The sequence below is a fragment of the Paenibacillus sp. FSL R7-0333 genome (genome assembly GCF_038000365.1).
GTDB lineage: Bacteria > Bacillota > Bacilli > Paenibacillales > Paenibacillaceae > Paenibacillus_AQ > Paenibacillus_AQ silagei.
Genome location: NZ_JBBOBZ010000001.1, coordinates 7,663,780 through 7,687,524, shown reverse-complemented (window position 1 = coordinate 7,687,524; position 23,745 = coordinate 7,663,780). Strand labels below are relative to the sequence as shown.

Here is a 23,745-nt window from a genome sequence, read left to right as displayed (position 1 = left end):
CACAGTCATCCCCAATAACGAATAAGGTTCATTATTAGGGATATCGTCCGGAACCGCCATCCCACATAGCTGGGATCTATAGAACGGGCCGCTCATACTAATCCCCCGAAAGCCACCGCCTTTAAAAAGCACAATAATCCGAACCTGCTTTGTTCCTACACCATTCGCGGCGGCACGCATCAGAGATACTGTGACGGCTCCACCAGGGCATGGGCTGATTACAGTGAAGGATATTCTCTACTAAACAGAAAACTAGTCAGCGATCGACAACTTCCGATGAAAAAAATGTATAATAATACCATATAAAGTTTTGTAACAATACGGGAGGTAAATATTTTGAAAAAAATATCACTTGATGAGTTTTTGAGATTAAGAAAACTGATTCACCGTAATGCCAGACCGCTTGAATTTACAAAGTGGAAGTATTTATTTGAAAAAGGGAGCTGCGAGGAATTCCTTTCAGTTCTGTCCAGTTACCAAAATGAGGATGGCGGTTTTGGTTACAACATCGAGTGCAACAATTGGAACCCTAATTCTTCTCCCTATACAATATGTATAGCGTTGGATTATTTGGACACGGCAGATGATTCTGTTAGCAGTCTAAGAGATACAATTATTATGGGTATCCTCAAATACCTTGATTCCGGTACATATTTGTTGGATGACGGCTGGGTGGGGATGCAAGGAATCCCTAGCAACAATGATTTCGCACATTTGCCATGGTTTCATTTCGACCCAAAGAAAGCCACGGAAGCTGATATTGGAGTAACAAAGAGACTTTCAGACTTTATACTTAAATATGCAGACGAAAACAGTGATATCTACCACAAAGCAGTGACTTTAAAAGACAAGTACAAGCTGTGTGGTCAAATCCTACTCAACGGCGTCCCCGATTATGACCCGGTATCGTTGGAAATGAAATCCTTTGACCCTGTAACATGGCCGTTTTGGTTACCATTGCCCGTGTACTTTATGGGTTCGCCAAAAAGCGACCACTATCCAGAACTTAAACATGTTGTAGATATAAATCTGGATACGATTATAGACACACTGCATAATACAAATGAGATTCGAATAGCACCTGAGGAAGAATTAAACACATATGAACAGAATAACCCGCATCCGGACGGCAAACGATGGTGTGTCACTGAACAAGCCATCGGAAATTATTATTGGGGTACTCATCATATTACCTCCAATTTGGATATTTTGAGGAAGTTTGATCGATTGGATTTCAATTTACCTATTCACGCAAAATGAGCATAATAAAAAGTTAGTTTGGTTCGTAATCTTTATAAACTGCGAATTTTAAAGGAGGGAAAATTGCATTCCTCCTTTAAGCATATCCATATACCAATATTACTATCTAACTAAGCTTAGTACCCGCCGCTCAGGCACGGGAAAGCGCCGACAGCACCGTCTCCAGCACCACATTCACGCCCATTTCGCAATCCTCATAGGAGGTGAGCTCTTCCTCGCAATGGCTTTTCCCGTTCACACTTGGGACGAAAATCATCGCCGACGGCAGGAACCCGGCCACGAACTGGGCATCATGCCCCGCGCCGCTAGCCAGCTTCCGGCTGCTGTAACCGAGCTTCTGCGCGGCCTGCTCCACCAGCGCACAGATCCCCGGATCGAACCATACCGTGTCGCGGCCCCACAGCTTCGTCTTCGACACGCTGCAATCCAGCAGCTCCTCCGGCAGGTCGTGAATAACTGCCTCGACCTCCCGAACCACGTCCATATCTTTATGTCTCGCTTCCACGGTGAAGATCACCTTGTTCGGAATGACCGTATGGATATTCGGCAGCACATTCATCCGCCCCATCGTATAGACCAGCTCAGGGTCCAGCACGGCCAGCTTGCGGCGCAGTTCCGTAATAATATCGGTAGCGGCAAACAGCGCATCCCGGCGCATATCCATCGGCGTAGTCCCGGCATGATCCGACTCCCCGGTCACTTCAATCTCATAGCAGACCATGCCCACAACACAGTCAACCAGACCGATTTTAACGTTCTCCTTCTCCAGCACAGGGCCTTGCTCAATATGCAGCTCCAGATAAGCCGCCGCTTCCCTGATCCGGTTCTCCGCCTCCCCGGCATAGCCACTGGCCTGGAGCGCATCTCCGAAGGTGATCCCCTCCGGGTCCTTCTTCTCCAGCATAGCCGCCTTATCGAACTTGCCGGACAAGACCCCAGAAGCCATCATGGACGGCTCGAAGCGCGCCCCCTCCTCATTGGTGAAGTTCATCACCGTGACAGGCAGCCGGGGCTTAATCCCGTGATCTACCAGGGTTCTCACCACCTCAAGGCCGGCAATCACCCCCAGCACACCGTCGAATCTGCCGCCCTTCTTCACAGTATCCAGATGTGAGCCGATCACGATGGGCAGCCCCTCTTCACTGCCAGCCAGAGTGGCATACATATTGCCCATATCATCCACCTTCACGCTCATGCCCAGCTCTTCGCAGCAGGCGGTGAAATAGCCGCGCACCCGCACATCCTGCTCCGACAGCGACAGCCGGGTAACTCCGTTATGATCTGTCCGCCCGAAATCGGCAAAAGCTTCAATCGTATTCTTCAGCCGCCCACCGTTCACCAATAGTTGCTTCACCTGCATCGGCTTATTCCCCCGTTTCCGCTGATATGGAATGATTGCTATCCTTATATGTTAACGAATTCCACATGTTTGTCATTGTACATACTGTAAAAATTATAGGCTGGAGAATTTCCGTTATATGCTGGCACCTGCGGGGAAGTCTGTTAGAATATGAGACATCAGGATTACATATTGCAGGGCGAGAGGGGTAAAAGCATGAACACTATTTTACGCAGCGGCCTGGCCGTGGCCGAGATCAGTTCACTCGGTGCTGAGCTGGTCAGCTTCAAAAGAACGGATACAGACACTGAATATATGTGGAACGGAGACGCCGCCTATTGGACAGGCCGTTCCCCGGTGCTGTTCCCGATGATCGGGGGAGCCGCAGGCGAAGCGGTCCGGGTAGACGGGCAGGCGTATCCGCTGGCCCGGCACGGCTTCGCCAGACGCAGCGAATTCACGCTGGTGGAGGCAAGCGAGACGCAGGCGATCTACCGGCTCTCCCACAGCGAAGATACGCTGGCCAGCTACCCGTATCCGTTCCATCTGTATCTCACCTATACGCTGAACGGCAGCACGCTGGACATCGGCTACCGGGTGGAGAATCCCGGAGAAGAGGAGATGTTCTTCCAGCTCGGCACCCATCCGGCATTCAACTGCCCGGTCGGCGGGGAAGGCAGCTTCACCGACTATTATCTTGAATTTGAGCAGCCGGAGCGCCTGGAGCGCTTATTCCTGAATGAGAATGGCTTGATTACTCCAGGCCAGAGCGAGACTATGCTCGACGGGGACAACAAGCTGCCGCTGAACCACGGCATGTTCGCGCATGACGCCTTGGTCTTCCGCAATGTCCAGTCCAAATCGGTTGCCCTGAAAAGCAGACAGTCTGACAAGAGCGTAACAGTCGCCTTCACCAATTTCCCCGATCTCGGCATCTGGCAGCCGAAGAATGCACCATTCGTGTGTATCGAGCCTTGGCATGGCGTGGCTGATATCGAAGGCTTCACCGGCGATTTCCGGGAGAAGCAGAACGTCATCTCCCTGCCGCCGGGCGGCCAGTTTACCAGCGCGCTGGCGATTACGTTTAACTAAATTTCAACAGGCGAAGGCCGCAGTCACCCCGTGGTGCTGCGGTCTTTTTGCTGTGGAACAGCGGCTTCTCGTCAGGCAGTTCACGGCCCTCCTCAAGTGATAAGTACACTTTAGTAGTATATACAACCTTTTGACCCGGATAGTAAGATTATCACAAATAAAGTGACGCGTAGACCCGAATCAGAACCGGGAAAGGAAGTGACTGCTCGAGTGAAGCCAGAGATAAGTATTATTGTGCCTATCTACAACGTGGAATTGTACCTGAGGAAGTGTGTGGATTCGATATTGGCGCAGACCTTCCGCAATTTTGAATTGATTCTGGTCAATGACGGATCACCCGATAAGTGCGGCGAGATTTGCGAGTATTACAAGGAGCTGGACCCGCGTGTCGTCGTCATTCATAAGCAGAACGGCGGATTGTCCGATGCCCGCAACTATGGAATTGATGTGGCAGAGGGCCGGTATATCGGGTTCGTCGACAGCGATGACTGGATCGAACCGGACATGTATGAAGCCCTGTACGGACTCATCACCGCCCACAATGCAGATATCGCTGTATGCGGTCATTGCGAGGTGCAGGATGATGTCAAGCTGGAAAAGTCCTTCACGCACCAGGTGCGTGTATACGATAATGCGCATGCCATCGACAAGCTGCTGGAGGATACCGAGATCCAGAACCTTGCCTGGGATAAGCTGTACAAGGCCGAGCTGTTCAGCCAGGTGAGATACCCGGTCGGCCGGTATTTCGAGGACATTTTTACCACCTATAAATTATTCCTCCAGGCGAACAAGACCGTCTCGCTGGATTCCCCCAAATATCTGTATCTGAAGCGAAGCGACAGCATCACCGGAGCGATGAACAACCGGAAATATTACGACCGCTATTGCGCGGCGCTGGAGATCTACGAGACGATTCAGGATAAAAACTATCCGATCGCCAAAGAAATCTCGTTATCCCGGACGGTAACGGAAGGCATTGAGCTGTGCAACTTCCAGCTGATTACCGGCGAGACTGCAGTTAACAAGGAATATCTGGCCGAGCTGGGCGGGTTCCTGAGCAAGCATACCTCCGCGATCCTGCGCAACCGTATTCTCCGCCGGGAGATGAAGACCGCTGCCCTGCTGATTATGACCAGCTCCACGGTATACAAAATGCTGTATTATTCCAAACTCCGTTTGAAGGGAAGTAATATGATATGAGCCAAGCCCTTGAGAAGATCCTGCCGCTGTCTTTCCGCAATTATGTAAGCAATATTCCCGTCTATCAATATTATAAGGGCTATCTGAGCTACCGGAATGCATATAAAGACAAGACAAAAGCCATTTACGTCGTCGGCTCCCCCGAGCATGACAATCTGGGCGATCACGCCATCACTTATGCGCAGATGAATTTTTTGCGAAAAGCTTTTCCCGACTATACACTTATAGAGATTGTAGCCAACCGGCTGATGCATAACATGAAGTGCCTGGAGGAATTCTGTTCGCCGGAGGATATCTTCGTGCTTCAAGGCGGGGGCAACTTCGGAATCGAGTATTTCCGTGAGGAAGAGGTACGCCGCAAGATTATCTCCGATTTCCCGAATAACAAAATTATCGTCTTCCCGCAGACCATCTACTTCGGTGATACCGAGCTGGGCCGCGCGGAGTTCAAGAAGACACAGGACCTCTATGGCTCCCATAAGGACCTCACTCTGGTCGCCAGAGAGAAAACGTCGTACGAAATTATGAAAGCAGGTTTCAGAAACAACGCAGTGCTGTTAACGCCGGACATTGTCATGTCCCTGGATATCACTGATCCTCCCAAGGAGCGCCACGGTGCCCTTCTGTGCATTAGAGCCGATAAGGAGAGTATTTTCAGCGAGCAGGACAAAAAGATCATCCAGGATTACACCTCCAAGCACTACAGCACCACTACCTTCACGGATACCTGCATCCTCCGCCCTGTCTCCCTGGAAGACCGGGATCACGAGCTGAACACCCTATGGAATCAGTTCAAGGAGGCCGAGGTCGTGATTACGGACCGGCTGCACGGGATGATTTTTGCAGCGATTACGTCCACGCCTTGTATTGCGCTGGGGAATTACAATTATAAGGTCGTAGGCAGCTACGAATGGATCAAGCATCTGGGCTATGTGAAATTCACGAATGATGTGAAGCAAATCCCGGCATTGCTGGAAGAACTGAAGACGATCCAGAGTCCCCGTTACAATAATGAATTCTCGGTCCAGCATTACAACCAAATTATTGAAGCCATGTCGAATAGCAGCGCTGAAGAACCTGCTTCGTCTATCGTTACCGCTTAAGATAAGCACAAGACACTCTCTGTAGCGAGGAAGCGATCCCACCCTTGAAAACAAATATAAAACTTGCTGCAATCATAACCTATGCTTCGGTATTCCTAGGCGTTATTATCTCCCTGGGCTCGACGCCGTTCATTGTGTCGACCCTGGGGAAATCCGAATATGGATTATTCGCGCTGGTGAACTCCATCATCGCCTATATCGTCCTGCTGGATCTGGGCTTCGGCAGCGCGGTCATCCGCTTCAATGCGAAATACATCTCCGAGAATGACTCCGCAGGCCAGCGCAATATTAACGGAATGTTCTTGCTGCTGTTCTCAGCCATCGGACTCCTCTCCTTACTTGCCAGTGTGATTCTGGTGTTTAATTTCGATGCGATCTTCAGCAGCCTTGATGAAGCTGAGCTGGGCATTCTGAAGACCATCTTCATCATTGCCGCCATCAACGTGGCTGTCTCGTTCCCGCTGAATATCTTCAGCTCGATCATTACGGCCTATGAGCGGTTCGTCTATCTCAAAATCATCAATCTGATCCGCGTGGTCCTGTCTCCGGCCATGATGGTGCTGGTCCTGCTGTTCGACTTCAGATCGACAGGAATGGTCACCGTTGCGCTTGTACTGAACCTGGCAATCGGCGTGATCAACGTAGTCTTTTGCCGCACCAAGCTGAATCTGAGGGTCCGGTTCCACGGCTTCGACACCAAGCTGTTCAAGGAAATCTTCAGCTATTCGTCGTATATCTTATTATCCTCGATTGCCTTCCAGATCTATACGAATGCTGATCCGCTGATCATCGGGATGTTCCTCGGGGCTACGCCCATAGCCATTTTCGCCATCGCCGCCCAACTCAACACGTATATTCTCAACTTCTCCAATGTGCTGGCCAGCTTCTATCTGCCGAAGCTCACCAAGATGATCGTCAAGGGGGCAGATCAGGCGGCCCTAATGCTGGAGCTGGTCAAAATAGGCAGAATCCAGGCGCTGATCGTAGGCTACATCGTCTCGGGCTTCGTGTTATTCGGACAGAGCTTCATTCTGATCTGGCTCGGCCAGGATTACAAATATGCGTACACGGTTGCGCTGATCATCATCATTCCCCAGATCACGTCGATTGTGCAATCGCTGTTCGCCACCATGCTGGAAGCGATGAATATGCACAGGGTGAAGGCCTTTATCTACTTCTCAGTTGCAATTCTGAAGGTGGCCTTAACCTTCTGGTTCATCCGGATCTGGGGGATTACAGGCTGCGCCATTGCTACGGCCATCGGGATGATCATCAATGTATGCCTGAATAATGTGTACTACAAATATAAATTGAAGTTTGATATTCTTCACTTCTGGCTGCAGATCATCCGCGTCTTCATTCCGGTGGTGCTGCTGTCCGGTGTGTGCGGGTTCCTGCTTAGCTTCGTGAGCATCACTTCTTACGTGTATCTGGGCATGTATGTCATCCTGTACTCCCTCATCTATGTGCTTACCATGTGGCTGTTCGGACTGAACGGGGCTGAGAAGCAGATGGTGGCCGGACCGGTTAGAAAAATAGCTCTGCGGAGTCAGGCCTAGGACTCTACGTGAGGCGGGGCTGATTGGCAGGCCGCGCTTAGGTGCTGCCTGCTCCGTGGGGGGGCATAAACAAAGAAGCCTTTGCGGACAAGATCCGCAGAGGCTTCTTCTCTTGGTTTTTGGCAAGCTTGCTGATCAGAGCTGCTTCAGCCGCTCATCCAGCAGCCGGAACGCTTCCCTCAGAGCAGGCTTGGAGAGTCCGCCGTAGACATCGCCGATGTTCAGCTCGTAGTAGCAGGAGTTCCCGCCGGTTGGCTTGAGCCGTGGCGTCAGGCCAATGCCGGTCTCGTTATAGATCCCAATCAATACAGGGGCAAGCTGCTCCAGAGGCAGCGCGAAATGAATGTGGAACATATTCGAGACCGGAACCTCCGGCAGCGTGGATACCTTATGGCAGCTGTTGAATAAGGCTGCCAGCTCCTTGGCCTGCTCATAGTATTCTGACATCCTGCCGATTCTCTGCCGGTAATAATACCGGGCCGGGACAATATAGGGATAGAGACTGATCAGGTCTCCCCCGTGGCGGCGCTTCCAGATCTTCGAGGTCTCCGTGAACTCCCGGCTGCCGGCTAAGATCGCTCCGGCAATCCCGCCGATGCCTTTGTACAGGGAGACATACACGCTATCGAATAGCGCACTGACTTCCGCTGCGGTCTTCCCATAGTAAGGCAGCACTTCGAACAGCCTTGCACCGTCCAGATGGAGCCTGATTCCCTGCTCCCGGCAATACCCCGATATCGCTTCCAGTTCGGCATATTCCGGCAGCTGTCCGCCGATCTCCCGCTGCGGCAGCTCCAGCAGCAGACAGGCAACCCCCGGTCCCATCCCCTTCACATCCTCCAGGGTAATCAGACGGTCGGCACTGCCCAGCAGCAGCGGCTCCAGATGATGCAGCTCCTTCAGGCCGTCCTGCTCATGAATCTCCAGGTGGCATAGCGGATGATAAGCGACCTTTGGGCTGCCCTCCCGGTCACTCCAGATACGCAGGGCAATCTGCTGGGCCATCGTGCCGCTGGGGAAGAACACGCTGCATTCTTTGCCCAGCGTCTCCGCCATCTCTGCCTGGAACTCCTCAATCACCGTCCCTGTTCCGTACATGTCCGCAGCGAGGCCGTCCTCTACACTATCCAGCGCCTTCTTGAGTACAGCTGCGTCCCGTCCGCCATGGCCAGCAAGCTGCACCTGCGTCCTGCCGAACGCCTCCATTAAAGCATTCTCCTCGTTCATTTTATTATCCCAGCCCCCTTCTTCGTAGCACCCGATCTGCATGAATCCTTGAAATTATATCATTCCTCTACAAAATAACCGAATTATTAGAATGTTCACATGATATTCCTCTCCAGCAAGGTGAAATAAGTTGACCGCTGTGCTACAATATTGGAATTGCAAAGGCAATTGCTTAGGGAGGTTTATAAATTCACCATGCTTATTATTGGTATCGCCGGCGGGACCGGCTCCGGCAAGACAACGGTAGCGCGCTCCGTGATTGACCGTCTTGGCTCTGACAAAGTAACATTCATATCCCAGGATAACTACTATAAAGACCATTCTTACCTCAGCATGGCTGAACGCGGTGCCATTAACTATGACCACCCGCTGGCCTTTGACACGGAACTGCTGATCGAGCATCTGGATTGTCTCAAAGCGGGACAAGCCGCCTTCGCTCCCGTGTATGACTTCACGGTTCATGCCCGTTCAACCGAGAAGACTGTAGAGCTTGCCCCGAATAATATCGTCATTCTGGAAGGACTGCATGTGCTGTCCGACGAGAAGCTGCGCGAGCAGCTCAACATCAAGGTGTTCGTGGACACCGATCCCGATGTGCGTATCCTGCGCCGGGTGCTGCGGGATATCGAGGAACGCGGGCGGACGATCCGTTCGATCCATACGCAATACCTGACTACGGTGAAGCCGATGCACGAGGCCTTCATTGAGCCCTCCAAGAAATACGCGGATCTGATCATCCCGGAAGGCGGACAGAATCAAGTCGGAATCGAGCTGCTGTCCGTACTGACCGAGAAGTATCTGTCCGGCGATCACCAATGGAACTAAGCCGCGCACCGGCTGATATGGGTGCAGTAGCCGTCCGGCATGCCGGACGGTTTTTTGCTGCTACGGAAAGTATAATGTAGGCGGAAAAACGATTACATCGGGCGGCGCGAGGGCTACCGGGACGATTGTAATCGGAAAACCGATTACATCGGGCAGCTCGAGGGCTGCCAGGCTGATTGTAATCGGAAAACCGATTACATTGGGCGGCGCGAGAGCTACCGGGCTGATTGTAATCGGAAAACCGATTACATCGGGCGGCGCGCGGGCTAACGGGGCGATTGTAATCGAAAACCGATTACATTGGGCGGCGCGCGGGCTACCGTGCTGATTGTAGGCGGAAAACCGATTACTATGGGCGGCGTGCGGGCTAACGGGGCGATTGTAATCGGAAAACCGATTACATCGGGCGGCGCGCGGGCTGACGGGCTGATTGTAATCGGAAAACCGATTACATGGGGCTCCGCGAGGGCTACCGAGCCCATTGTATGCGAAAAACCGATTACATTGGACAGCGCGTTGACTGACAGGCACTTTGTATGCAAATCTATCGCCCGCAGGTGAGCTTTTCATGAAATCACGCCTCATAAGTCAGGTTTCCTTACATAAAATCCCTGTTCACACCGGAATTTTCACCGTTTTCAGCATTATCATCCATTCATTTGTTATATTTATTGACTGGTAACGCTTTATTACCGAAATAAAGGGTTGATTATTTGGTGATCATCCACTATGATTAGGTCAACGGACGGCATTAAAGTTAAAGCGATTTAACTTATAATTTGTCCACTATAATAAAATTGGCAAACTAAATTTTTATTTACCCTTAAAATTAAAGCGCTTATACTTTTGACAATGAAAGGCTGGTGTGTCCGTGATTAAGAGTGAGAGCCGGCGGCAGACGTTCTACATGTATCTGTTCATTTCCCCGTGGCTGGTCGGCTTCCTGATCTTCGCCCTGTACCCGATCCTGTCATCGCTGTATTACAGCTTCACCGACTATGACATCATTCATCCGCCCAGATTCATCGGCCTCGCCAACTACACGGAGATGTTCCACAATGAACTGTTCTGGCGTTCCGTGAAGGTCACCCTAAGATATACCTTCATCAGCGTGCCGGTACAATTGCTGCTGGGCCTGGGGTTCGCCCTGCTGCTGCATCAGACCATCCCCTGGCGCGGCTTCTTCCGCACAGCGATGTATTTCCCGAGTATGGTCTCCGGTGTGGCCATGTCGCTCCTCTGGTACTGGATCTTCAATCCGCAGATCGGCCTCTTCAATTATATGCTCTCCTGGTTCGGCATTCACGGCCCGGCCTGGCTGATGAATCCCGATACAGCGCTGTATGCCCTAATTATCATGTCCCTTTGGACAGCGGGCTCTGGCATGATCCTCTTCCTCGCTGGTCTGCAAGGAGTCCCAGCCAGCCTGATCGAAGCTGCCAATCTGGATGGGGCAGGACGCTTCCGCATTTTCCTGAATATTACGCTGCCGATGATCTCGCCTGTCCTGCTGTTCCAACTGATTATGGGGCTGATCGACTCCTTCCAGGTGTTCACGCAAGCCTTCGTCATGACGCAGGGCGGACCCAATTACTCTACCTGGTTCTACGTCTACAATCTGTATACCAGTGCCTTCAAGGAATACCGCGCCGGATACTCCTCCGCGCTTGCCTGGGTCCTGCTGATTGTCGTCATGCTGTTCACGGCGGTCATTATGAGGCTGTCTCGCCGTTATGTCCATTATGAAGGAGGCAGCAGCCGATGAGCACTGTTAAGGCCACCCGCCCGCTTGACCCGTCCCCCCGGCTCCGCCGGAGAATCAAGCCCGTTAAGATTGCCAGCTTCACCGCGCTCCTAGTCACAACGTTTCTCATGCTGCTGCCGTTGTTCTTCATGGTCTCCACCTCGCTGAAGTCGAAACGGGAGATGCTGAAGTTCCCGCCGACGTTTCTGCCGGAGAGCTGGGCCTTACGCAATTATGTCGATATTTTTGAGACTCTCCAGTTCGGCACATTGTACAAGAACAGCCTGATTATCGCCGGCTTCTCCGTATTCGGCACCCTGCTCTCTTCGGCGCTGGTTGCTTACGGGTTCGCCAGGTACCGGGGGCGCGGCAACAACTTCTGGTTCATCCTGCTGCTGAGCACGATGATGCTGCCTTATCCGGCCATTATGATTCCGCAGTTCGTATTGTTCTCCAAAATGCAGTGGATCGACACCTTCCTCCCGCTGATTGTGCCTGCCTTCTTCGGCTCGGCGTATAACATCTTCCTGCTGCGGCAATTCTTCTCCACGCTGCCTGAGGAATTGTTCGATGCCGGACGCATTGACGGCTGCGGCGAGCTGAGGATGTGGCGGACCATCGCGCTGCCGCTGTCTGCGCCGGCGCTGGCGACGGTTGCGATCTTTGCTTTTATCTACAGCTGGAATGATCTCTTGACCCCTGTGCTCTATCTCAGCTCGTCGGACAAATTCACGCTTCCCGTGGGGATGGCCTCCCTCACCTCATCGCGCTTCCGCATTCCGCCGTGGCATCTGCTGATGGTCGCCTCCGTCCTGGCTATGGTTCCAATCGTCACCCTGTTTGCCATCGCCCAGAAGCAGTTCGTCGAAGGCATCGTACTGACCGGTATCAAGTAAGGCAGCAAAGATATCCCGGGTTACAACACATGGAAAATTCAGGAGGGATTGGACAATGAAACGTAACATGAAGAGTAAGAGGTATGCGTTGCTGCTGGCAACAGCCCTGACAGGGGCGGCAGTCCTGGCGGGCTGCGGCGGCGGCAAATCGGCAGGCAATGTGGCGGCTGGAGACAGCGGAGCCGGGAATACCGGCGGTTCGGGGGAGCAAGTGACGATATCCCACTATACCATTGATTCCGAGGACCGGACTTTTATCGAGAAGCTGATCCCGGAATTCGAGAAGGAGCATCCGAACATCAAGGTCAAGGTGGAGAAGGCCCCCTATGAGCAGTTCGACAGCAAGCTGCAGACACTGATTGCCGGCGGCAATTCCCCGGATGTGACGAGCCATTACGGATATGGCGGGTTTGCCGAGTATTATAACAAAGACATGCTGCTTGATCTGACGGACCTTATTCAGGAAGACGGCTTCAAAGCCGAGGATTATCATATCCCAGAGAATCTGATGAAAATCTATACCGTAAACGGTCATACCTACGGCATACCGGTCAATATGTACGTCACCCTGATGCTCTACAACAAGGATATGTTCAATGCTGCGGGCGTCTCCTACCCGCCAAGTGATTATGAAGATAAGAGCTGGACGTTTGACCGCATGGTGGAGGATGCCAAGAAGATGACACTTGTCTCGGACGATATCGCCAAAACACAGTACGGTGTAGACTTCACCTGGGCGGAGCGGGATATGCGGCCGCTGTACTTCGGAGCAGAGCCTTACTCTGAAGATACCTGGACCAACGGCGGTGTTCCTTCCGAGACGCATTTCGATTCACCCGAGGTCATTGCCGCTTACCAGAAGCTGTTCGACCTTGTGTTTAAGGAGAAGGTGTCCCCGACTTCCGAGTGGAGTAAAAGCGTAGCCGGACAGAACGGCGACCCGTTCGTCGCAGGCAAGATTGGCATGTCGATCGGCGGCTCCTGGAACCTCGCCGGGGCTAACGACTTCCCGTTCAAAATTGGCGTAGCTGCTGTGCCATGGGGAGGCAACGACAAGGTGCGCAGCACGCTGTTCGTTGATCCGCTGCTGATTCTGAAGGACTCGAAGCATCCGAAGGAGGCTTTTGAATGGATCAAATACCTGATGACCACTGAAATCCAGGAGAAGTCCATCGAGCTGAGCGGCGGCAATCCACCAGTCAATACGGAAGCGGCTGAGGTGTATTACAAGCATTTTGACGGCATTGATCCGGAGGATGTGAAGAAGGTCTACGAAGGCGCAGTCAAATACGGTTATGAATCCTACAACCATCTGATCACCAACTACTCGCAGATCAACGACATGTTCATCAATGAGCTGCAGCCGGTCGAGACGGGTCACAAGACCCTGGAAGAGGTGATGCCGGTGATTCAGAAGAAGGTTACGGAGATCATCAAGAGGTAGCGGCCCGGCGATGGTTATATGTTTAGCGAAACCCCGGTGCGGCCTGTATACTGAAGATAGAATAAAAGCACCGGACAATCTGCCGCAAGGAGCGCTTGAGATGAAAGTAAGTATTTTTGATGTAGCCAAAAAATCAGGGCTGTCCGTGGTCACCGTATCGCGGGTATTAAACGGAGCAACGTCAGTACGGGAGAACAACCGCCAGAAGGTGCTCGACGCGATCAAGGAGCTGGATTACCGCCCGAATGCAGCAGCCCGCAGTCTGGCCAGCGGCAAGACCGGCATCATCGGCCTGATCGTAACGACCCTGCAGGATTCCTTCTTCGATGCTGTGGTCAAGGAGCTGAATGAGACGCTGGCCCTGCACGGATATTATCTGGCGATCTCCGTATATGATGGCATTGGCTCTGGCGAGAGCCACTACCTGATCCAGGAAGACCGGGTGGACGGACTTATCCTGCTCTCCCCGATCAAAGAGGACAATTATATTGTCGAGCTGAAGCGGCGGGGCATTCCCTATGTGCTGATCGACAACCAGCTGCCGGAGAATGACAGCTACTCGATCACCATCGACAACTTCAAAGGCGGGTATGCCGCAGCCAGCCACCTGCTGGAGCTGGGGTATACCTCCATCGCCCATCTCTGCGGGCAGGAGATGTTCCGCAGTACACGGGAGCGGCGCGCGGGCTTCCTGCAAGCGCTGCAGGAGCAGGGCCTCGCCCCGTTCGAGATCGTACACGGTGAATTTGAGATCACCATGGGCTACGACACGGCGCAGCGCTGGCTCGCAGAGGGTAAGCTGCCGGGGGCGGTATTCGCCGGAGATGACAATATCGCCCTCGGGGTGATCAATGCCCTGATGGAGGCAGGCGTAAAGGTGCCGGAGGAGGTTGCTGTAGTCGGCTACGACGACCACTATATCGCCTCCCGGCTCCACCCGCATCTGACCACTGTACGCCAGCCGGCGGATAAGATTGGCGTCGCCGCCGCCGACATGCTGCTGCGCCGGATCAGCGGGGAGATGAAGCGCGGCTCCGCTATCCGGATCGATCCGGAGCTGATCGTGCGGGAATCGACGAAGATTACACTTTAGGAGGTACAAACATTGGCTTACTACTTGGGGATCGATGGGGGAGGCAGCAAAACCTACGCCCTCATATGCGATGAACAAGGCCGCATCCTCGGCAAAGGCCGGAGCGGCAACGGCAATCACCAGACCAGCGTGACGCAGGCGGAGAATAACATCCGCGAAGCGGCTTCCATGGCGCTGGCGGAAGCCGGGCTCCGGCTGGATCAGCTTCGGCAAGCCTATCTGGGGCTTGCCGGTGCTGACCGCCAGACGGACTATAATATTCTTCATCCGATGATCCGCCGCATCGGATTCACACAGTACACGATCAGCGGCGATACGATGATCGGCCTGCGGGCGGGGACGGACCGCCCCTACGGGGTGGCCCTGATCTGCGGCACCGGCACCAATGCGGCGGGCCGTAATCCGCAGGGCCGCCACTTCCAGTGCGGCGGGTTCGATTATATGTACGGCGATTTCGGCGGCGGCGGTGCGCTGAATATCGAGGTGTTCCGCACAGTCATCCGGGCCTGGGACGGTCGCGAAGCGCCCACGCTGCTGACGGTGCCGCTCCTGAAGCTGCTCGGCTATGAGCGGGTGGAAGACATGTACGATGACTTCCTGGATCACGGGAAGCAGGTGCCGCTGGATGCGGCCCGCCTGCTTTTCCCGGCTGCGGCTGAGGGCGATGCTGCCGCTCTGGCGATCCTAAACCGCCAAGGCGTGGAACTGGGCAAGGCTGCGGCGGCCGTCATTCATCGGCTCGGTATGGAGAACGATGAATTTGATGTGGTCCTGGCCGGAAGCGTGCTGACCCGAGGCGACCGGGGCTGGATTCGCGGGCCGATTGAGCAGGCTGTGCATGAAGCGGCACCAGGCGGGGCAGTGGTCACCCTCTCCACCGAGCCTGTGGTCGGCGCTCTCTGGTCGGCGCTGGAGAGTGACGGAATCACCGTCAGCCAGGGTATGTATGAGACGATGCGTGCTTACAGGGAGTTCGAGCTTATTCCCACTACCACCAGACAGGAGTGATTTATTGTGACAGCGAACCAAGGTCTTAAGATTGCCGTCATCGGCGGAGGCTCTTCCTATACCCCCGAACTGGTAGAAGGCTTCATCCTGCATCATAAGGAGCTTCCGGTCCGGGAGCTGTGGCTCGTAGATATTGAGGCTGGCCTGCACAAGCTGAACATCGTGGGCGCTCTGGCGAAGCGTATGGTGGAGAAGTCCGGCCTGCCGATCGAGGTCCATCTCACCACCGACCGCCGCGAGGCCATTGCCGGTGCGGACTTCGTCAGCACGCAGATCCGTGTCGGTATGCTGGATGCCCGTGCCCGTGACGAGGCGATCCCGCTGAAATACGGCGTGATCGGCCAAGAGACGACCGGTCCCGGCGGCATGCTGAAGGCGCTGCGCACCATCCCGGTCATTCTCGGCATCTGCCGGGATATCGAGGAGCTGGCACCGGACGCCTGGCTGCTCAACTTCACCAATCCCGCAGGTATGGTCACCGAGGCGGTCCTGCGGTACTCCAAGGTGAAGAGCATCGGTCTCTGTAATGCCCCGATCGGCCTGATCAAGCAGGTATCGGCCAAATACGACGCAGCCCCGGACCGGATCTATGCCGAGTTCGTCGGCCTGAACCACCTGCACTGGATTACCCGGATTGATGTGGAGGGGGAAGACAAGCTGCAGGAGATGCTGGAGGATACCGCAGGCTACAGTGCAAAGAATGTTCCGGCCCGCGAATGGAACCCCGAGTTCCTGCAATCACTGAATGCCTTGCCTTCGTATTATCTGAAGTACTTCTACATGACCGATGCGATGCTCGCGGAGCAGCAGGAAGCCGCCGCGCAAGGCGGGAACCGCGCCGAAGTCGTCAAGCGTGTGGAGGAGGAGCTGTTCGCCATCTACAGCGACCTTGCGCTGGATGAGAAGCCGAAGCAGCTGGAGCAGCGCGGCGGAGCCTTTTATTCCGAAGCGGCTGTGAACCTGATGCGCTCGCTCTACAACGGGACCAATGACATTCAGACGCTGAATGTGGCGAACCGGGGCATCCTGGACTTCCTGCCGGACGATGCCAGCATCGAGGTGAACTGTGTCGTTACGAAGACCGGCCCCCTCCCGCTGCCGCTGACGAAGATTCCGCCGATGGCCAAGGGACTGATTCATGCTGTGAAGACCTATGAGCAGCTAGCCATCGACGCCGCCGTCACCGGTGACCGCAGCCTGGCGATCCAGGCGCTGGCCCATCACCCGCTCGTCCCTTCCGTGGAAGTAGCGATCGTCATGCTGGATGAGATGCTGGAAGCGAACAGGGAGTATCTGCCGGCCTTTTTCGCTCAGGACTAATCCCTTAACATCAATAAAGAGCCTGCTAACCACAGTTCACACTGCGGCCGTACAGGCTCTTCTCTTATTTCTTTATGGTATAACGGTAGGTTTCGCCCTCAATCTCGAAATCCGCATATAGCGTCTTGCCACTCGACTTCACTTCATCAGGAACCTCGGCCATGAACACCAGAGTTCCATACTTCAGCGGTCCAATCGTCGAGATATTGGTATAGGTGAAATCTTCACCGCCGTTCTTCTCCATCGTCGCGAAGGTACTATATTCATATTTGTTATCGTATGTAACCTCCACCTCCGCTACTCCACCCGCATTGATGGCTTGACCTGCGAGATTTTTCACCTTCAAAGTGATCGCCAGATAGGTTGTGCCCGGTTCCTTGGCTTCATAGTAGGTGTAATATGACCCCGGATTCGATGGATTAACCTTCTTTCCAAATGAGGTCTTGGTAATGGTATACTCACCCGTTCCATCGATCGTGAGCGGCGTGCCTTTTACGATCCGCTTGTGTTCATCGCCGGAATCAGCGGCTGCCGGGCTGTCCCCGGTACTTAGAAGTTCGGCCGTACCGCCTTCCTCTTTCGCTGTCACAGGCCTCACAACAAGGTCCCTCTTCAGCGCTTCATTCTCTTCCTTTAAAAACTTGTTCTCCTTCTTCAGCTCACTAATCTCTGCCTTCAGCTTCTCCGTGCGATCTCTGCCAGCGCCTGCACTGCCCGAAGAACAGCCGGTTACGGTTACCGCTAGCATAGCAGCAACGAGCCAGAGACCGCCTGACTTCATTGTCATAGGACACCCCAATATTTGTATTTCAACCTTCATTATTATAAGACAGACTCTGTGTCAAAAGATAGAAAGATATGTAACATCCCAACAGCTATTGTCGAATGAAATAGCGGATGGCCGATGCGAGCCGTAATCGTCACCCCCGGTGCTGCTTGCGGTACTGCAAGGGTGAACGTCCTGTAATTGCCTTGAACACCCTTCCGAAATGCGCAATGCTCTCAAATCCCGTCTCCGCCGCCACCCGGGTGACCGGCCACTTCGTCTGCGTGAGCAGTACCTTCGCCTCACGGATGCGGACATAGTTCAGGTACTCAATGATGGTGAAGCCTGTCGTCTGCTTGAAAATCCGGCACAGATATGTAGCACTGATGAAGAACCGCTCGGCAATCCCCCCAAGGCTCAGCCGCTCGCTGTAATGGTTGTCCAGGTATTCGATGATACCGTATACCCGGCGCTGCCCCTCGCTCTGCTCCGGTGAGACCAGGGCGGGCTTCGCCCTCCTTATCCGCTCCAGCGTAATCAGCAGTTGCAGCAGCAGCATCCTTGTATATTCAGTGCTCCAGCGCAGCCCCTCCTTCTGTTCCTCCTGCATCGCCTGGAGCAGGTCTGTGATGAGTCCCTGTTCATGCGCCGTAGGCCGCAGCAGGAAGCTCTCCCCTTCGAACACATTCATCCAGTCTGCCCCGGGTGCCACGGGCTCCAGATAGGCATCGTCAAAGCTGATCAGCACCCGCTCATGCGGAAGATGGCTTCCGCCGGTTGTGCGGTGCAGATGATTTTTGTTAATAAACACGAGGTCTCCGGCTTCCAGCGCGTACCTTCCGTTACGGATATAATAGTGCCGCTCCCCGGATAGCAGATAATATATTTCGTAGAAATCATGGAAATGGTCGGTGTCCATATTGAAATGCCCGATGCGCCTCAGCTGCTCAATCTGAAAAATAGGTTCCACCCTGCACCAAGCCTCCTGAAAGGATAAGATAAGCGCACTTTTGAGCAAAAATGACTAAATACCGTTTACTTTCTGCATTTTCTATACTATAAAATAGAATCAAATCCAAGTAAATGGAGTGATCCCCTTGTCCAAAAAGAAATATGCACTTGTCGGCACAGGCGGCCGGGCTGAATTTTTCTATGGCGCTCTTGTTACCGCTTACAACGAAACCTCCGAGCTGGTGGCCTTCTGCGATGTCAATCAGACGCGGATGAATTTCGCCAATCATATGCTTACGGGCAAATACGATTATCATGAGGTTCCTACGTACAAGGCAGAAGACTTCGACCGGATGATCACCGAGACCCGGCCCGACTTCGTGCTGGTGACTACGATTGACCGGACGCATCACAAGTATATCATCCGCGCGATGGAGCTGGGGTGTGATGTCATTTCCGAGAAGCCGATGACGATTGACGAGGAGAAATGCCGGGAGATCTTCGATGCGATTGAGCGCACCGGCAAGAATCTGCGGGTCACCTTCAACTACCGCTATGCGCCGCATAACACGAAGATTCGTGAGGTCATTATGGACGGCGTGCTGGGCGAAATTCTGTCCGTGAACTTCGAATGGCTGCTCAATACCCAGCATGGAGCGGACTATTTCCGCAGATGGCACCGCGACAAGCGGAACAGCGGCGGCCTGCTGGTGCATAAATCGACGCATCACTTCGACCTGATGAACTTCTGGCTGGGATCGCAGCCGGACACGGTTTTCGCCATGGGCGATCTGCGCTTCTACGGGAGAGAGAATGCCGAGAAACGGGGCATCACCGAGTTCTATCAGCGTGCCTACGGCAGCAAGGCTGCCGAGAACGACCCGTTCGCGCTTCACCTGGACCGTAACGAACACCTGAAGAGCATGTACCTGGATGCCGAACACGAGGACGGGTACCAGCGCGACCAGAGTGTATTCGGGGACAATATAAGCATTGAGGACACCATGAATGTCATGGTCAAGTACAAGAACAAGACCGTCATGAACTATTCGCTTAACGCATATATGCCGTGGGAGGGCTTCATCATCGTGTTCAACGGGACACAGGGCCGGATGGAGGTGCGGATTACCGAGCAGTCTTACGTCAATTCCGGCGGCAAAAAAGAAAACGAAGGCGCGCTGGAAGGCGTCAGCATTATGATCTATCCACACTTCAAGGAGCCTTACCGCGTCGAGTTCGAGAGCAGCAGCGGCGGACATGGCGGCGGTGATCCGGTGCTGCTGAGCGATATTTTTGACAAAAAGCAGGAGGACCGCTTCAACCGCGCAGCTTCGCACAAGGACGGCGCGATGTCGATTATGACCGGCATTGCCGCCAACCGCTCCATGAAGACCGGCCAGCCGGTGCGGATTGCTGACATCTGGCAGGGGTAATATAGCGCGTGGTATCGCAGTAGAGATGAACCCTGCACGATCATGCAAAAGCCCCCCTTTTATCACGGGTACGTGGTGAAGGGGGGCTGTGTTCGGTTTTTCCGCACTCATCCGGCCCGCTCGCTTTGGCGAGAGCATATTGTGTTCGGTTTTCCGAATACATCTGGCCCGTTCACCTCAGCACGTGCACATTGTGTTCGGTTTTTAGCATATATTCTATTTGCAGCAAAAAAAAGACCCTTCATTTAAGAAGGGCCTTCGCTTGCATCACGGTTAAAACCATTATGCGGTCAAGAGGACTCGAACCTCCACGATATTGCTACCACTGGCACCTGAAGCCAGCGCGTCTGCCAATTCCGCCATGACCGCAAAGAAAACATTCAATGCAACGCAAGAAGTAATATATCATGAATTCTTCAAAAGAACAAGTCTTTTTTTATTAATCATGGTTAAAGAGAGACACAGCCACATTGAGAAGGGGTCTAGCTGGTGCGTCATAGCTAGCCTCAACTTACGGTTGATTTTGTTATACCGCGTGCCCTACTCCAGTATATGGGTTATTTCGAGAACGGAGATTATAATAGACTTACGACGTCGGAATCCATTATAGGAGTTGTACTGAGTATGATCGTAAGCGACAAAGTTGGCAAACGGATTGCTACCCTCCGCAAAATAAAAGGCTTGTCCCAGGAACAATTAGCGGAACTGCTCCATGTCAGTGCACAGGCGGTATCCAAATGGGAGACTGGCAAGTCTCTGCCGGAGACAGCCACCCTTCCCCTGCTATCCGCCGCATTGAACCACTCGATTGACAGCATCCTGCTGCCCCAGGAGCTTGTGGTGCTCTCTGCAATCTATACAGATGGACAGCAGGAGCTGGATGTAACCCAGCTTGTGAACCAGTTCGTAGCCTCAGACCGATTAAGCCTAATCCCCGGGGAGCACCTCTTTCCCCACTCATGGAATGACGGCCGCCTGAAGCTGTTGCTTGTTACCTATGAGACCCCTGACGGCATGTATTCGACCTTTGTGCTGAAAGACCAGCTGCTTACGATAGATATCCAATCGAGCGGATATGTCTCAAGCAGTAATGAGCTGCAGATTATGGCTGCGCATTATGGGAATGAACAGGCACACCGCAGCGTCGCGGCCAAAATGAAGCATTACGAGCATTTCCGCTGGACTCAGTTCACCGCCACACATGAGCTGTTTCCCAGTCTGATCGACTGTGGGGGGCAGGACTACCTGCTGCTGGTCTACCTGAATACAGAAGGCATTCATGCGGTAAGCTGCGCGGAAGGCGAACAGATTCATTACAGCCGGGACCGCAGCCATCTCTATCAGACCCGCTCCTCCCGGGATCAGTGCATTATGGAAGAAATTCCGCGGCTGGGCTTCGGACGGGGTCAGGATTGCTCCTGGGCAGGAGCCATGGCCCTCTCTCTTTCAGCCAGAGGCATAGAGACCACCTATGAGCAGGTGATGGGCTATTCGGGAGCCTGCTGGAGAGTGGCTTTTGAACCGGTATGGGACTACAGCGCTGCGGATGCCCTTGTCGTCTATGACTACTCCATCCCCGCCTGCAAGGCTTATGGACTAAGGGCTCACCGGGCCAATCGGTTAGAGCCGCAGCAGCGCACAGCCGAGAAGCTGGCGATTCTGGAGGATATCCGCCAAGGCAGACTGCCACTTGCGATTAACCTCAGGGTAGCGCCGGAGTGGGGAGTCATTACAGGATATCTGGCCGAGGGGGATGTGCTGCTGTGCCGCAGTTATTTTGACGATGAGACCTTCAGTGAGCTTGAAGCTGATCCTGAGTTCCAGGCTCATATGAGGATAAGCCACGGGTATCTCCATGTGGATCAATGGCCTTACCGGATCATCAGGCTGGGCGATCAGATGGAAGCCCCGTCTGCGCTTGAGAATCTATATGCATCACTCCGCGTTAAGCTGGAATCTATGCAGGCTGAGACCCTGTCCGACAGCAGCTCTTATGCATCAGGCTTCAAGGCGCTGGAGCTCTGGAGAGAGGGACTGCTGGACCACCCTTGGTACGCCGCAGCGGACGAAGGAGCCTTCAGCCGCAGGTTATCCGTCAATCACTTCTGCATGATGGCCCTGGCAGATGCCCGCCGCTGCGCCGCCGCCTACTTACGTGACTCTCTGCCGCTGGTGTATGACCCGCAAAAACAGGCTGCCTTGGAAGAGATGTCGGCAATCTATGGGGAAATGGCTGCCCTGCTGGATAAATACTATAAGGAGATGTCCGACCCGGCCATACTCCGAACAGCCGGCGCTGCCCCGAGAGCCAACTGGACGACCCGGCAGCGTGAGCAGCAGGCAGAGCTGCTGGCGAAGGTTGCTTCGCTGGAGCATCAGGGAGATACTCTTGCACAAACGGTGCTGAGCCTCGCCTAAGGGAGCGTTGTTGTATAACATGCAGCAGCTTAAGCAGAAGCGCCGAACGCTTTTGCTTAAGCCAGCCTGCTGTCTGAAGTTAGTCTAATTTACGGACCGGCCGCAGCACCGCATAGCCGTAACCCTCCGGGAAATGCCGCTGATAATCCTGCTTCTCCTCTTCATCCCACACATAGCCCATAACCGCAGGATCATAATTCCAAGCCACTTCCTCAACGATACGCATCACCTGCCCATTATCCTGCAAGTAATCAAAGGGCGGATGAAAAAAGACCAGGTAATCCGATTCCGGGATATCCCGGCATTCCATGCCCTCCGGAACCGCCCCGTCGTAATCAGCCGCGACAAGGATACCATACAGATAGCCTTTGCGCCCCTCCTGATAGAACCAGCCTGCCGTCTGGCCCAACTGGCCGGGAAGCGTATGATGCGACATGCTCTCCAGGGTTCCAGAGACCTCATCGCAGTCATGCCCATTCTTCCAGAATCCTCCGTAATTGTTAGAGCCGATATCGCGGATGCCGATAAACTTATGCGCCGGTATCCACTCAAGCTTAATCTCCGCTTCCTGCAAATGCACCTGTCTCATTCTATCCCGCTCCCTGATCAGATAATGATAAGGAGAGAACACCTCGGCACGAATAGCCAGCGGAATCGGCTGTGGAGCCTTGCGGTAGGCATGGGGAGTGAGCTTGAAGGCTCTGAAAAAGGCCCGCGTGAACGCCTCCTGAGAGGAAAAGCCGAACTTTACGGCAATATCCAGAATGCGTGCCTCCGTGTCCCTAAGCTCCAGTGCCGCCCGGCCAATCCGGCGCTGCCAGACATAATCCCGCAGCGTCATTCCGGTCAGCACATGAAATTGCCGGGTGCAGTAATACGGCGAATACCCCAGCTGCTCAGACATCTCCAGCAGCGTAGGCGAAGCTGCAAGATCCTCCTCCACCCAGTCAATCATGCGCTGTACCATCTCATTCCATTCGTACATTGCTGTTCTCCTCCTTTCATTACTGATCTTAGCAGAGGCCTAGAGTGTAGATATGACTTGGGTTGTGGTGCCTATAATCCTA

At 53.7% G+C, this 23,745-nt stretch carries 20 protein-coding genes and 1 tRNA gene; 15 read left to right on the top strand and 6 right to left on the bottom strand.

Going from position 1 to position 23,745, the window contains the following annotated elements; all coding sequences use genetic code 11:
- Nucleotides 1-336 precede the first annotated feature (336 nt).
- Complete coding sequence (locus MKY86_RS33220; RefSeq protein ID WP_076077268.1) at nucleotides 337-1,260, top strand: hypothetical protein; 924 nt, start codon at nucleotides 337-339, stop codon at nucleotides 1,258-1,260.
- 130 nt (nucleotides 1,261-1,390) lie between these two features.
- Here MKY86_RS33220 and MKY86_RS33215 read toward each other — a convergent pair whose 3' ends face one another.
- Entirely contained in the window at nucleotides 1,391-2,620 is a 1,230-nt protein-coding gene (locus MKY86_RS33215) for a Zn-dependent hydrolase (RefSeq protein WP_076077265.1), read from the bottom strand.
- A gap of 195 nt (nucleotides 2,621-2,815) precedes the next feature.
- Here MKY86_RS33215 and MKY86_RS33210 point away from each other — a divergent pair, with 195 nt between their 5' ends.
- The 4 genes from MKY86_RS33210 (at nucleotide 2,816) to MKY86_RS33195 (ending at nucleotide 7,553) form a co-directional block, all read left to right on the top strand.
- On the top strand, nucleotides 2,816-3,691 hold the full coding sequence (locus tag MKY86_RS33210; RefSeq protein WP_076077263.1) for an aldose 1-epimerase family protein: 876 nt from the start codon (nucleotides 2,816-2,818) through the stop codon (nucleotides 3,689-3,691).
- Between the two features lie 210 nt (nucleotides 3,692-3,901).
- Nucleotides 3,902-4,891, top strand: a complete 990-nt coding sequence (locus MKY86_RS33205; RefSeq protein WP_076077260.1) for a glycosyltransferase family 2 protein — start codon at nucleotides 3,902-3,904, stop codon at nucleotides 4,889-4,891.
- Nucleotides 4,888-5,994 (top strand): polysaccharide pyruvyl transferase family protein, encoded by a 1,107-nt coding sequence (locus tag MKY86_RS33200; protein WP_076077256.1) that lies wholly within the window; start codon nucleotides 4,888-4,890, stop codon nucleotides 5,992-5,994. Before MKY86_RS33205 ends, MKY86_RS33200 begins: the two co-directional genes overlap by 4 nt.
- Nucleotides 5,995-6,038: 44 nt before the next feature.
- Nucleotides 6,039-7,553 carry an oligosaccharide flippase family protein gene (locus tag MKY86_RS33195; RefSeq protein ID WP_076077254.1) on the top strand — a complete coding sequence of 505 codons (1,515 nt, stop codon included), beginning with the start codon at nucleotides 6,039-6,041 and terminating at the stop codon, nucleotides 7,551-7,553.
- 135 nt (nucleotides 7,554-7,688) lie between these two features.
- On the opposite strand, the gene MKY86_RS33190 is transcribed toward MKY86_RS33195, so the two are convergent.
- The gene (locus MKY86_RS33190) at nucleotides 7,689-8,780 is read right to left on the bottom strand and encodes a threonine aldolase family protein (protein WP_076077251.1); all 1,092 of its coding nucleotides are present in this window, start codon (nucleotides 8,778-8,780) and stop codon (nucleotides 7,689-7,691) included.
- Nucleotides 8,781-8,975: 195 nt separating this feature from the next.
- Between MKY86_RS33190 and udk the strand changes: the two genes are divergently transcribed.
- The 8 genes from udk (at nucleotide 8,976) to MKY86_RS33150 (ending at nucleotide 17,110) form a co-directional block, all read left to right on the top strand.
- Nucleotides 8,976-9,605, top strand: a complete 630-nt coding sequence (udk, locus tag MKY86_RS33185; RefSeq protein ID WP_036726376.1) for a uridine kinase — start codon at nucleotides 8,976-8,978, stop codon at nucleotides 9,603-9,605.
- Between the two features lie 321 nt (nucleotides 9,606-9,926).
- Nucleotides 9,927-10,166, top strand: coding sequence for a hypothetical protein (locus tag MKY86_RS33180; protein WP_340827744.1), 240 nt, complete (start codon nucleotides 9,927-9,929; stop codon nucleotides 10,164-10,166).
- Nucleotides 10,167-10,476: 310 nt separating this feature from the next.
- The gene (locus MKY86_RS33175; protein WP_340827743.1) at nucleotides 10,477-11,370 is read left to right on the top strand and encodes a carbohydrate ABC transporter permease; all 894 of its coding nucleotides are present in this window, start codon (nucleotides 10,477-10,479) and stop codon (nucleotides 11,368-11,370) included.
- Nucleotides 11,367-12,245 (top strand): carbohydrate ABC transporter permease, encoded by an 879-nt coding sequence (locus MKY86_RS33170; RefSeq protein WP_036726374.1) that lies wholly within the window; start codon nucleotides 11,367-11,369, stop codon nucleotides 12,243-12,245. Before MKY86_RS33175 ends, MKY86_RS33170 begins: the two co-directional genes overlap by 4 nt.
- Before the next feature lie 55 nt (nucleotides 12,246-12,300).
- Entirely contained in the window at nucleotides 12,301-13,689 is a 1,389-nt protein-coding gene (locus MKY86_RS33165; RefSeq protein WP_083684719.1) for an extracellular solute-binding protein, read from the top strand.
- A 100-nt stretch (nucleotides 13,690-13,789) separates the two neighbouring features.
- Entirely contained in the window at nucleotides 13,790-14,782 is a 993-nt protein-coding gene (locus MKY86_RS33160) for a LacI family DNA-binding transcriptional regulator (RefSeq protein ID WP_076077246.1), read from the top strand.
- A gap of 12 nt (nucleotides 14,783-14,794) precedes the next feature.
- Nucleotides 14,795-15,790, top strand: a complete 996-nt coding sequence (locus MKY86_RS33155; RefSeq protein WP_076077243.1) for an N-acetylglucosamine kinase — start codon at nucleotides 14,795-14,797, stop codon at nucleotides 15,788-15,790.
- 6 nt (nucleotides 15,791-15,796) lie between these two features.
- On the top strand, nucleotides 15,797-17,110 hold the full coding sequence (locus MKY86_RS33150; protein ID WP_076077241.1) for a 6-phospho-beta-glucosidase: 1,314 nt from the start codon (nucleotides 15,797-15,799) through the stop codon (nucleotides 17,108-17,110).
- A gap of 64 nt (nucleotides 17,111-17,174) precedes the next feature.
- Here MKY86_RS33150 and MKY86_RS33145 read toward each other — a convergent pair whose 3' ends face one another.
- Together MKY86_RS33145 and MKY86_RS33140 are read right to left on the bottom strand one after the other, a co-directional pair.
- Entirely contained in the window at nucleotides 17,175-17,897 is a 723-nt protein-coding gene (locus MKY86_RS33145; RefSeq protein WP_340827742.1) for a bZIP transcription factor, read from the bottom strand.
- A gap of 133 nt (nucleotides 17,898-18,030) precedes the next feature.
- The gene (locus MKY86_RS33140; protein ID WP_339252903.1) at nucleotides 18,031-18,846 is read right to left on the bottom strand and encodes an AraC family transcriptional regulator; all 816 of its coding nucleotides are present in this window, start codon (nucleotides 18,844-18,846) and stop codon (nucleotides 18,031-18,033) included.
- A gap of 127 nt (nucleotides 18,847-18,973) precedes the next feature.
- Here MKY86_RS33140 and MKY86_RS33135 point away from each other — a divergent pair, with 127 nt between their 5' ends.
- Nucleotides 18,974-20,260 carry a Gfo/Idh/MocA family protein gene (locus tag MKY86_RS33135; RefSeq protein WP_076077235.1) on the top strand — a complete coding sequence of 429 codons (1,287 nt, stop codon included), beginning with the start codon at nucleotides 18,974-18,976 and terminating at the stop codon, nucleotides 20,258-20,260.
- 285 nt (nucleotides 20,261-20,545) lie between these two features.
- On the opposite strand, the gene MKY86_RS33130 is transcribed toward MKY86_RS33135, so the two are convergent.
- A tRNA-Leu gene (locus MKY86_RS33130) sits at nucleotides 20,546-20,629 on the bottom strand.
- 255 nt (nucleotides 20,630-20,884) lie between these two features.
- On the opposite strand from MKY86_RS33130, the gene MKY86_RS33125 reads away from it, so the two are divergent.
- On the top strand, nucleotides 20,885-22,678 hold the full coding sequence (locus tag MKY86_RS33125; protein WP_076077233.1) for a helix-turn-helix domain-containing protein: 1,794 nt from the start codon (nucleotides 20,885-20,887) through the stop codon (nucleotides 22,676-22,678).
- Between the two features lie 79 nt (nucleotides 22,679-22,757).
- Here the strand turns inward: MKY86_RS33125 and MKY86_RS33120 are convergent, their stop codons facing one another.
- On the bottom strand, nucleotides 22,758-23,663 hold the full coding sequence (locus MKY86_RS33120) for an AraC family transcriptional regulator (protein WP_076077230.1): 906 nt from the start codon (nucleotides 23,661-23,663) through the stop codon (nucleotides 22,758-22,760).
- Nucleotides 23,664-23,745 lie beyond the last annotated feature (82 nt).